This window comes from Paenibacillus sp. 32352 (assembly GCF_002042965.1).
Taxonomy (GTDB): domain Bacteria; phylum Bacillota; class Bacilli; order Paenibacillales; family NBRC-103111; genus Paenibacillus_S; species Paenibacillus_S vulneris.
Window position 1 is genome coordinate 248,165 of sequence record NZ_MZNT01000006.1, and the last position, 11,519, is coordinate 259,683.

The following is an 11,519-nucleotide window of genomic DNA, read 5'->3' on the forward strand; positions in this document are numbered from 1 at the left end:
GTGCCAAAGTTGAAGCTGAGTGTCGTCGTTCCTTCGGGCAGACTTGCCAGATAAGCCTTGTTCAACGTCACTACATTGCCGTTCACCGAATAATCGGATGCCGTTAGAGCTGCAGAGCCATTCGTAATACTCTTAAGAGCATCCCCATTGAGCTGGAGAGTCGCATGAATGTCTGCTTGATTCGCTGAATTTTTGTCAAAATTGGACGTTGTCACCGACACCGTAGGCAGGTAAGTCACATTAGGCATAATCACCGGAATGGAAGGATCCCAATCAGTAAAAATTTGCGGGATCGTCAAGCTAGCTTCCGGTCCTGTCAGCTGCGTCGAAATTTTACGGGCGGACGGGTTGGCTCCCACACCATAGCTGTTATACTCGGAAAAGTAGTTCGTAATGCAGCTTCCCGCGCAAGAAGCGCCCCACCCTTCATTTAGAAATTTCCTGGAGTCGATCAATGTGTTGATAAAGCTGACTCTCGCATAATCCTTCCAGCCACGCCCTAAATCGTAAGTACCGGAGGCAGAGGCATCGTCCACGATTTGTGAATTGAAGAACACATAGCCTTTATCCGTTACATTCTTTTGTGCTCCTGCGGTGATATGTCCGCCGCCGCCGGAGTTGCTGACGAGGACCATTTTTACATTATCCATGACAACCGCCGGGGCTTCGCCGAAGATAAAGTCGACATCGCCCTGAATGATGCTGTTGTGGAAATAATGACGCCCTTTACCGCTTGGATTTAGTCCGTTATACAGCGTGTCCTGATAGCCCTTCAGCTTGACCGATTCCAACGAAGCCTTATCGCTGTATAAGGACAGAGCCACAGCTTGGGCTACGGCCGAGCGCGGACCCGAGCTGTTCTCGATGGTCAAGTGGGCAGCGGTAAAGTTATCTGCCGTTACCTTCACCGTTTGGCTCAAGAAGGTGTTGCCCGTATGGCCCGGCTTCCCGGTTGTCGATGAGGTTCCGGCATAATCGCCATAAACGATCACGGTTTGGTCCATGCCATCCCCTACAAGGCTTACATAAGGCCGATCCACCGTAAGCTTCTCGGTATAGGTTCCTGCTTTAATATGAATGACAGTTCGTTCCGTATTCGTTGTAGATATCGAGTTCACAGCACTTTGAATCGTATGGAATAGTGTCGTGCCAAAATTCGCACTGCTTGCTGTGGCCGCCTGATCTACGGTAAGCACCTTTGCAGGCAGTACGGCGATTTCGTCTGTTGCGGGTCCTTCCCCGTTAGCATTCGAAGCGGCAATTACGTAATAGTATGTCGTGCCGTTGACTACGCTCGCATCGTTGTAGGAGGTTTGATCCGTTGTGGCAAGCGTTGTATAAGGTCCTCCGCTTGTTACCGATCTTTTCACAGTATAACCGGCCGCCCCGGCCATCTTGTCCCAGGAAAGGCTTGCACTGCCTTCGGCAGCAATCGCTCTAAGCCCAGTCGGAGCGGCAGGAGCACCGGCCTTCGCTGCATAAGGAACCGCCTTCAGCTGGTTGGAGATCATGCTCTCTTGAGCTAATTGATCGTCTGCCACACGACTTGCAACGACAGTATAGTAATAGTTCGTGCCGTTAGTAACATCGGTGTCGGTAAAGCTGGCATCCCTCACCTCTTGGGCTACCGTTGTGTAAGGTCCTCCGTTCACGGTGCTTCTCTTAACCATGTAATAGGTTGCGTCCGTAACCGACGTCCAGCTTAGATCGACCTTATTATCTCCGGGCACGGCACTTACCAGCGTCGGTGCAGCTAAAGGTGCGGAAGGCGCAACCTTCAGCAGCGCGGAGCTTGGACTTGAGCCGCCCATATTGGCTGCCGTTACCTGGTAGTAGTACGAGGTCCCATTCGTCAGGTTTTTATCGAGATACGTCGTTCCGGTAAGCTTCTGCGCTACGGTAATGAACGGGCCGTCCGGATGGGTGCTCCGCAGAAGTGTGTAAGTAGACTGTACTGGTTGTCCTTCCTCATCTTTAACTTGGACGGAGCTCCAATTCAAAGTGATTTGACTGTCCCGAATATCGATAGTACCAAATACAGGTGCAGTATCCGGCGGCTGAACATTGTTCGGATAGCCGTGTGCCTCATTCGATGGGTCGCTTTCGCCGTTAGCATTAACACCTGTAACGACATAGTAATAATCCTTCTTATTTTCAAGCCCCGTATCGGTGTACGCAGGGGATGTAACCTGGGTCGCTACACGAGTGTAAGGTCCCCCGATGACGGTGCTCCGGTAGACATTATAGGAATCCACGCCGCTTGCTGAGTTCCAGTTCAGCACGACCTTCTGGTCGGCTCCTGCTGCAGTCAGATTTTGTGGAGTCACCGCCGTGTGTTTATAAACCTTCACATTATCTACATACAGGCTTCCTGTGGAGGAACCCGCTGTTCTCGCTTGAATTTTGGCGATGTTAGTATCCTGTGTGCTGAATTTGTAATTGCCTCTGTACACTCCGTTGAAATAAACATCGGCCGTATTCGTTCCGGTATCGGCGACAAACCTCAGCGTATACCATCTCACCGTATTATTGGAGTTAATGGTCTCGAATGTATTCAGGTTCGTGACGCTGAAGGAAAGCACCGTTTTACCCGAGCTGTCGATAAGCTCCAATGGATAGGAATCCCCGATGACCTTGGGTTCCATGAAGCTTAATTCAGCCGTCAGACCGTTCTTGCCGGATACCGGGGAGAAGGAATTCGTAAAGCCCCCTCTGCGGCCCGAATCGGCATTATCGTTGATCCATAATACATTGGTCGAATTGTCCTTAATCGCCGCCGATTTGTTATTGGCCGGTGCGGCTTCTGTCGGCGAGTAATATTTGTTGGTCAAATGATCGTTGTTGATGACAGTCACGTTGTTGATCTTGTCGTCTGCTGCATTGGCAATGGAAACATAGCCTGCAGGAGTATCTCCCAATACGCTGGTTTCGAAATTATCATTGATGAAATAGAGACCTGGTTTGTCCGAAACCTCGTTAGAGTTGGAGCTTTCACCGACGCCATTAACCGCGCTTATCACATAATAATAAGCAGTACCGTTAGCTAGCCCGGTGTGAGTAAAGCTGGTGCCGTTAGCTACATTCGCTACAACGGTATAGGGCCCTCCGGCCGCTGCGCTTTGCTTCACGTTATAGGACGTTGCCCCGGATACGCTGCTCCAGGAAAGAGTGACTTGCTGGTTCCCTGCGGCTGTCGCAGCATTCACTGGCGCAGCCGGTACTGCTGCAGTCAGCGCTGCCGGCGTAAGAGCTACCTCATTGGAATAGACGCTGGCGGATACCGCGTTGGCAGCTGTGACCACGTAGTTATACGTTTGTCCATTGGTTACTGCCGTATCTGTGTAGCTGAGTCCATGAATCGGACCGCTGTTTAGCTTGCTATAGGGTCCGCCTTTAACGGTGCTCCGTCCCACATCATAGTAAACCGCGTCCGTGACCGCGTCCCAGCTGAGCGTCACTTGACGATCGCCTGCCGTACCGTTAAGGGCCGGGGCTTCCAGGGATACCGGCATGGTCGCCGTTAAACTGGAAACTGCTGTCGTTGAAGCGGCATTATACGCATTTTGAAGCGTTATGCTGCCGAAGGATGCGGCAGCCGCTTTCCCTACAGCAAAGCCGACATACATAGATTGGTTGGATGTCACATCCGTAATATTTTTCCCGTTGATATTCGTCCAAGTGATCGTAGTCCCATCCGATGTGCCGATATCAAAATAGACATCCGCTCTGGATGAGCCGGCGTTCCATTGCTTGCGGACACGCATGTAGCTTGGAGGCGTATCGTACGTCATATCAGTCCCTGATACTTTGTATCCTGAATTGCTTGCCGAACCCCCGGTAACCGCTTTCGTTGTAACGTATGGCTGATACTTATTTCCCGTGCCGTAATAATAGCTGTACACAAATGAGCTGCCTTGATCCAGTGTACTGCGAAGCAAAATCCCCGCCTGAGCTCCGCTAACATACGGATAGCTGGTCAGTTTAGCGATCAGGGTGAAGTCCCCGCTTACCGGAGTATACGCATATTGAAACTGCTCCGTGGCAGCACTCTGATTCGTAATACCGGCAGATGAAGTGCTTGTAACGGTAAGCACACCTTCCGTCTTATCATAGGTCGTGTTCCCCGTGGAACTATTGTAGCTCAAGCTGCTCCAGCCCGTAGGGAGCGGCGCCGCCTGAACATCCGGTATTCCCAAGACCGGGATATACGACGCCAGCAATGCAAAACACAGCATGATGCGCAAACAGATCATGATATTGCCTTTCTTCATGTTATTGGCGAACCTCCTTAGCCCATTTTTCTTGCTGCATACATTGATGAATAGCCTGACCTTTTCACTCCTTTACCCTATCTGAATCCCGCGGCACGGCTCTCATCTCCCTGCTTTCCGCGTAAAGACACAGCCTTGTCCACCGCTCCCCCATTATGCCTCTCCAGGCATTCACCGGCTATAATCATCTTGTCTGAAGATGGGTGATTATTCAGATGAGCCCGGATTACACGTATATGCTGGTTTTAACCCTTTTGCAAAACAGTGCTCTCGAAGGCAGATTGCCTTGCAAACGAAATGACTCCTTACTGGAACAAATAACCCGACTACATAGCGACACCGTGGCTATGAAGCTGATTCAGGTACTTGCCGGGAAGCCTGGAAACTCATAAGCTCCATCAAGAAAAAAAGCCCCTCAAAGGCTCGCCGCCTTCAAGGAGCAATCGTATTCATTTAACCTTCAGGGCTTTATGGGTTTCATTTCAGCATATTCTCTATTCAGCTCGTCGATCATTTGATCCCCGCCGCTCTGGCGCCATCTGCCGACTTCGGCAGCGAATCCGCGCTCATCGATTTTTCCCAAAATAAATTGGTAGGTCGCGTCCGAAATGATCGTCTGCAGCTCTGCGCCTTTTTCCGCCTGCGTCTGTGAGAACAAAGCAGTCGTCGGGTCATTAACCGCCATCTTGGCGTTGTCGTCAATCATGCGCTGAATCTTGTCCTGCATTTCGCTGGTTTCCTCCAGCTTCAGGTACCGGATATCAAAGGTCCGCAGCGCATTCGCGTAAGGCTCCACTTCCTGCTCCCGCAAGGCTTGCGTATCCGGGAAAATTTTGATCGTCGTCCGGTCCTCATTAAGCTTGTAGTGACGTCCCTCTATCCCGTAGGTGAGCAGATTGTTCACCTCTTCGGACAACAGGCTGTTGAAAAAGGCGAGGACCTCGCGAAGCTCCGCCTCGTTCTTGATGCTCGATTTGGGGAACAGGAACAGACCGCCGAAGCCGCTTCCTCCCCATATCCGCTCTCCTTGAGGTCCTTTGATCCGGTTCACGATATCGACCTCGGCGTCCTTAGTTACCCGTTGAATCCGGTATTGCACGGAGGAAGCCAGTACATTGCTGATCATCATCCCTGCTTCGCCTTTGATAAAGCGATCCTCCTGCTGTACCTTGCTCGTCACGGTGAAGTCGGGGTTCATCAGCTTCTCGTCATACAATCTCTTCATAAATTTCATCGCCGCCGTATATTCCGGTGTCATAAAATCCGGGGTCAGCTTGCCGGCCACAAGCCCCCAGCTGTTAGGTGCGCCGAAGTAGGAAGCGATGTTTTTGAAGGCGCCATACACAAGATCATTGCGGTCGATCAAGCCATAGGTATCCTGTTTACCGTTGCCGTCCGGATCGCGGTAAGTGAAGGCCTGAAGCACCTCATATAAGTCCTCGATGCTCCTTGGCTCCTGCAGGCCCAGCCGATTCAGCCAATCCTTGCGGAATTGTATTCCCTGTCTCGATTGCGGCCGCTCCCAATATATACCGTAGGTTTTCCCGAAAAAAGACGCATTGCTCATAATCGTCGGATTGATGTACCTGCTGATCAGCGGATAATCCTTCAAATAAGGGCCGATCTCCCAAAACTGGCCCGATCGGATTCCGTTGACGACAGAAGGCTGCTTCACGTCGACCGCCTTGATCTGCACCACCTTGGGAAGCGTTCCGGTAGCGATGGCAGCCACCATTTTGTCGGAGTAAATCGTATCCGGCACCCAGGATATCGCCAGCTTCGTATTCGTCATGGATTCAAGCCCACGAAGGATCGTATCCTGTGGAGGATCATCCTGGTTCAGTATTAGCATGAAGCTGATATCTGCATTGGCGGTTCTGTTCCCGCTTGCCTTCTGGCTATCGACCTTTGGCGATGCCTGCAATGAACAGCCCGCTGTAGAGACGGCAAGCATCAAAATCATGCCAAGCTTCCAAAAGGTTGTGCTTCTCCGTTTGTTCCACATGGCTATCCCTCCATCTATGCAGAACCACTTGCCTTGCCGTTATTCTGGCGCCCCAGTTCCCGGAATTTCCCCGGGCTGCAGCCCTCTGTTTTACGGAACGAGCGAATGAAGTTCTGAGAATTGTTGTAGCGCAGCCGCTCGGCGATTTCTTTGATCGGCATGTCAGTCTCCATAAGCCATTTGAGCGCCATTTGATGGCGGTACTGTGCCAAATAAGCGCTGAACGATACCTCCATGCTTTTACGGAAAAGAGCTGCCAAATAGCTTGCATTATAGTGCAGGCGGTCCGCGCAGGTATCGATCGTAATATCTGTATCGAATTCCTCATGGACCATTTGCACCATCTGTTTGGATAAGGAAAGATGCCTTGCTTCCGTCTGTCCCTCAATTCCGTTCATGACGGGGTCGATGATGTGATCCATAAACCATGCCGCGCCGGACTCCGTTAGATTCAAGTGAAACAATTCGTCGAACAGCGCCTGCTGCCGCTGCATCGGAATGGCTTGACCCGTTACGCCGTTGGCAAGACCGAGTGTATTCATCAGCAAGCGCACGGCATTAAACTGCATATCGTAAATATTGGGGTTATTTTGGCTAATTTCGTAAAGCAGCTGCCGTAAGAGCTTACCGGCCCGCTCCCTATCCACAAGCTTGACCGCATCAAACAGCTCCGATTGCAGCGCAAAAGGATAAGAATAATGGAGGACATGGTCTTCGCCTAAATCACCGAAGTAGCCAATGCCTTCATCGCCTAAGAATGCATGTCTCTTAGAGGCCTCAACCGCTTCTTCATAGGCTCGGGGAAGCTCCGGCAGCCGCTGGTACGGAACACTGATTCCGATATGAACCTTCAAGTCGAGCACCCGGGCCGCGGTTCGCTGTATAAGTCTCGCAGCCGCATAAGCCTCGGATATCATCGATTCCTTCGCTTCCGATCCGCCGGTCAGAACCGTCGTTTGCGTTCTGCCCAGCACAATGGGATGCAATCTGCGGTCTGCGGCAAGGAGCTCACCGACCATGTTATTGACGGCAAATAACAGCAAATCGATATCTTTTTCGGTAAATCGGGTATTCTCCAGACTGCCGATCTGCAGCGCGAGCACACAAAATCGTGAAAAGTTCTGCCGCATCCCAAGGCTCTCCATCCGTTCGACAATCTCTCCTTCCTTCATGCCGAACAAGAACAGCTTGACCATCAAAAACGTGCGCAGCAGCTCGGTCTGCCCCTCCAGCCTGCTCTCCAGCCGCTTTTTCGTATCGAATAAGGTCTGAACCTGCTCTCCTATTACTTGAATTTCATCCAATGGCTTCCTGGAAGGGGACATTCCCATCTGGGACATCACTTCCTTGTAGATTTGAGCGATCGGCTGGTACAACCGCTTCGTCCACAATAGGATGGCCGCAATAGACAGTAAAAGCAGAATAAGGCAAATCGATAGAGTAAACCACCCGATGTCGCGGGAGGATCGGGTTAATTGATCGAGCGTAACGACGGATACATAGGTCCATCCGTTATAGTCCGATTTGCGGTAGGTAACGGCAAACGATTGGCGGTCCATGTTCAGGGTATACTGCCCGGTACGATCTCCCGGGAGCTGCCGGACCGATTGATGAAGTGTCTCGTCCAAACCGTCCAAGGTTACGCCCTTATGGACAAACAACTGTCCATCCTGATCAAACAGCAGCACGGCCTCATGCTCCGCATTCACCGAAATCAGCTGGCTTAAGCTGCAGGCCGGAATTTGAATCATGGCGGTTCCGAGGCTCCGGTAAGCCGTGAGCGGGAGCTTCTTCAGCAGGCTGACATACGTCTGACAACGATTTGCGGAAGTTGGTTGGGTAACGCTTTCATTTTGACTGCCGGACGGCATATTAGCTTCCTGAGCCCCCGTTGCCGCTTTTGACTCGCCAATGGCCCAAACCGAAGGTGCAGCCGGGTCCGGCATTGCCGATGCATTTCCTTTAATCCATGCATCCAGCCGATACAGACCGTCATTTTTAATAAGCCAATTGCCGGCGGTACTCCATAGTTGAATATCGTCTATCCCGGTATCGAGGCGCTGGAGGCTGCTAAGCTCAGTTTTCACCTGGGTATAGAGCTGGAATTGATCCGGGCTAAGCGGTTCATTGAGCGCGGTTTGAATAATTTTAGAGCCCAGAAAGTGGGTTGTCGCCTGATCGGCTACCTTCAAGGAGTGTTCCACGTTCATCTGCGTTTGCTGCAGACTGAGCGCCGTTTCTTTCTTCGTCTTCTCCAGCACGACGCCGGAGGATTTGGCATAGGAAAATAAACCAAGCAGCACAACAGGCAGCGTGGCCGTAATAAAGCATAACCATACCCATCTCACATAATAACGGTTCGGCTGTTTCTTCATCTCTTGTGCGTTCACCCTTGTCTTGTTCAACCGTTGGAAGCGCATTCTAACGCTTGTTGACCCTATTGTAACATAAGGCTGAAGGGTCAAGAAGAACGCATTTTGCCAAGATATAGACCAAAATGGTGGTCGAGCATATATTTTCGTGCTATACCGTGCGAGCCTTGCCCCCATCCTACATACGATAGCCTGCATGGATTGATCAGCGCCCGTCTAACGATTCTCTTACCTTATGCCGATAACTTAAATAACAATAGGACAAAAGGAGGATCAATCAAATGAAAATAAGCGGATTGTCCAACAGTACAACGAAGTATGCTCAACCCGCTGCAGCCGCTAATAGTAACTCGACCCAATCGTTGATTAATGCTCTGCAAAAGCAAAAAACACAGCTTCAAGATCAGATGAAGCAAGTCCAGCAAAGCAAGATGTCCACCGAAATGAAACAAAATAAGATAAAAGAGCTTGATGACCAGATCAAGGCGCTGGATAAGCAAATCGCAGATGCAATAGCCAAAAAAAGAACGGAAGAACAGCAAAAGGCTTCCGAAGCGCAATCCAATGACCAAGACGATGAAGAGGATGCCCAGGTCTTGAACGAAAAAGTCGTGACAGGTCTCGTCTCTGCGACAAACTCTATGAAGAAAGGCGACGCCGCCTTCACCGTATACAAGAAGGAAGCGGCCAAGGTCATTCATCCCGATATTAATAAAATGGAAAGAGCTTTATCCTACGCGATGCCCGAATATCAAAAAGCTTTACAGAGCAGCAAGCTGGTAGAAGAGGGATTGCAGGAAAGCAAGGCTCTGTCCTCCAAAGAGGATGAGAACGATAAACGGGTACAAGATACAGAAAAACTCTCTTCCGAGCCTGGTTTAACTCAGGAACAAGAAGCTGACGGCAGCTTTGGACTAAGCGAAGACGAGATGCTGAAGGATCAGAAAGAGGATCAGAGAAAGCGAATCGATATTAGAATATAACCGATTCCGCAGCAGCTAGGCTAGAAGTAAGCCTCTATTTTCCCGCGCATAGCTTCCTGATGAGCAGCAAACTGCTTGTGCCTGTGCCCGTTAGCTCCTGACGGATGCGGGAATCCCCACAAGCATTGCTCCCCCTTCAGCTTTCCTTCGTTCACGAGGAGCTGCAGCACCTCCTCCACCCGTTTGCCCAATGGGATAATGAGTGCACGATTCATGATGTCGAGCTCCTCCCGTATTGAGGATAGCGCGTGATTTCTAAGAAATTCATTGGACATCAGTTCAGGGCGCGTGCCGCTATAATTATTCTTATCTGTGAAAACCGGATAGCGCAGCAAAGCAGTAGAATGAAGCAGCTCCTGATGCTCTTGGAACAAAGATTCGCAAGAGGGGATTTGCAAATGATGATGCAGCTCAAGAGCATCCAGCATACGGATGAGCTCACTTCGCATAGTGCCCGCGAACCTTGCGGCATCCTTCGCTCTCTTGCATATTTCTGCATCCGGCAGCCCTTCCTCCAAGCCGATTCTAGCCTCTTGAATAGCGATTCGCATTTGTGCCCAGCCAGGCGTTAGCCCGACAATGGCCACTGCGGCCGAAGGAGTCCTGTATTCATTATGAGGTGCATAGTACATTTCCAGCTTCCCATCCCGGTCTACTAGAAATTCCTCTGTCAGAAGCTCCTCCTTGGTAAGTACCGTGTCCTTGGGAAGGGATAATATCGCTTGTTTGTAACGCTGCAGTTGAGTTGGAAAAGGCATGGGGTTTTCCTCGTTTAGTTGTATATTTTGTACCATAAGATAGATTGTCTTTTGCAAGGTTCTTCTTCAGGCATGCTTCAAGCTATATAGGCTTCTCGACAAACAAGATGGACCAGCTCATGCTAATCCATCTTGAGTATCTCCGATTCATAGGCTTGGAATGCGTTCTCCATGCCCATAATGACATCTTTAATTTTCATATAGCCTTTGGTATACGGCTCCGAATCCCGAATTTCTTCCCACATATAGTGATATTGGGCCATATCGTCCGTTTCGCAGATAACGAAATCCGTATAATCTTTTCCCGGCAGCGCCTCCGCGTCGCAAAAACGAACTTTAACGTGAGCGCTGTAGGTCTGAATAATTTCCTGCAGCTTCCCGGCATGGCTTCTGCGCTCCTCCCGGGGCAAAGCCAGCCACGAAGGGTAAAATTCCAGCAAAACAATCAACACATATCTCATATCCGCATCCCTCTTTGCTACTGTAGATTGATACCCTTATTGTAACCCGCTCCCGCCATGGTCCGCATTAACATAGGTTAATGGGGCTCGTTGTGAAGCAAGCGGCTTAGCGAGACGGGAGATATGCCAATGTACGAGGCGATATGATACTGCACAATCCGCTTTTCCAAGCCGGGATACTTGAGAAGAAACGCATCATAGCGTTCCTTTGCAGACAAATATAATAATTGGCGTTCGCGCTCTTCCTTCCGGATGTACAGCCTCTCTACACTCTTTCGCACGAACCGTTCCCACCTATGGCTAGTATCCATAAGCTCATTCAGCACATCATACGATATTTCAATGACAACCGAATCCTCCATGGCCTCGATTGTATAAGGCGACGGCGCTCCTGTTACCATGGCCGCGTAGGAGGTCGCATAATCCTGCTCCAGTGTAAAAGCGACATTATATTCCCTTCCATCAGCCAAAGTGTAAAATAACCGGAACAAGCCTTCCGAGCAAAAATACGCATGCTGTACATGCTGTCCGGACTCTATAAGACGGGCTCCTTGCTTCACATGCCGCACTCTTGTCCGGTCAACGAATGGCTTCCATTCTTCCTCAGAGATCGATGCCTGCCGGGCCCGATTTTCCAGTGCACGATAATATGAGTACATAGGCTCCTCC

The 11,519-nt window shown here is 50.4% G+C and carries 6 protein-coding genes and 1 pseudogene; 1 reads left to right on the forward strand and 6 read right to left on the reverse strand.

Going from position 1 to position 11,519, the window contains the following annotated elements; all coding sequences use genetic code 11:
- Positions 1-14: 14 nt before the first annotated feature.
- From B1728_RS37240 to B1728_RS16275, 3 genes and pseudogenes are all read right to left on the reverse strand, one after another.
- A pseudogene (locus B1728_RS37240) lies at positions 15-4,271 on the reverse strand (pectinesterase family protein); the annotation flags it as partial.
- Positions 4,272-4,731: 460 nt separating this feature from the next.
- Positions 4,732-6,276 (reverse strand): extracellular solute-binding protein, encoded by a 1,545-nt coding sequence (locus B1728_RS16270; protein WP_079911286.1) that lies wholly within the window; start codon positions 6,274-6,276, stop codon positions 4,732-4,734.
- Positions 6,277-6,290: 14 nt separating this feature from the next.
- Entirely contained in the window at positions 6,291-8,651 is a 2,361-nt protein-coding gene (locus B1728_RS16275; protein WP_179136044.1) for a helix-turn-helix domain-containing protein, read from the reverse strand.
- 278 nt (positions 8,652-8,929) lie between these two features.
- Between B1728_RS16275 and B1728_RS16280 the strand changes: the two genes are divergently transcribed.
- Positions 8,930-9,631 carry a FlxA-like family protein gene (locus B1728_RS16280; RefSeq protein ID WP_079911288.1) on the forward strand — a complete coding sequence of 234 codons (702 nt, stop codon included), beginning with the start codon at positions 8,930-8,932 and terminating at the stop codon, positions 9,629-9,631.
- Positions 9,632-9,651: 20 nt separating this feature from the next.
- Here the strand turns inward: B1728_RS16280 and B1728_RS16285 are convergent, their stop codons facing one another.
- From B1728_RS16285 to B1728_RS16295, 3 genes are all read right to left on the reverse strand, one after another.
- The gene (locus tag B1728_RS16285) at positions 9,652-10,389 is read right to left on the reverse strand and encodes a hypothetical protein (protein WP_079911289.1); all 738 of its coding nucleotides are present in this window, start codon (positions 10,387-10,389) and stop codon (positions 9,652-9,654) included.
- Positions 10,390-10,511: 122 nt separating this feature from the next.
- Entirely contained in the window at positions 10,512-10,850 is a 339-nt protein-coding gene (locus B1728_RS16290; RefSeq protein WP_079911290.1) for a darcynin family protein, read from the reverse strand.
- Between the two features lie 77 nt (positions 10,851-10,927).
- The gene (locus B1728_RS16295; protein ID WP_079911478.1) at positions 10,928-11,509 is read right to left on the reverse strand and encodes a Crp/Fnr family transcriptional regulator; all 582 of its coding nucleotides are present in this window, start codon (positions 11,507-11,509) and stop codon (positions 10,928-10,930) included.
- Positions 11,510-11,519 lie beyond the last annotated feature (10 nt).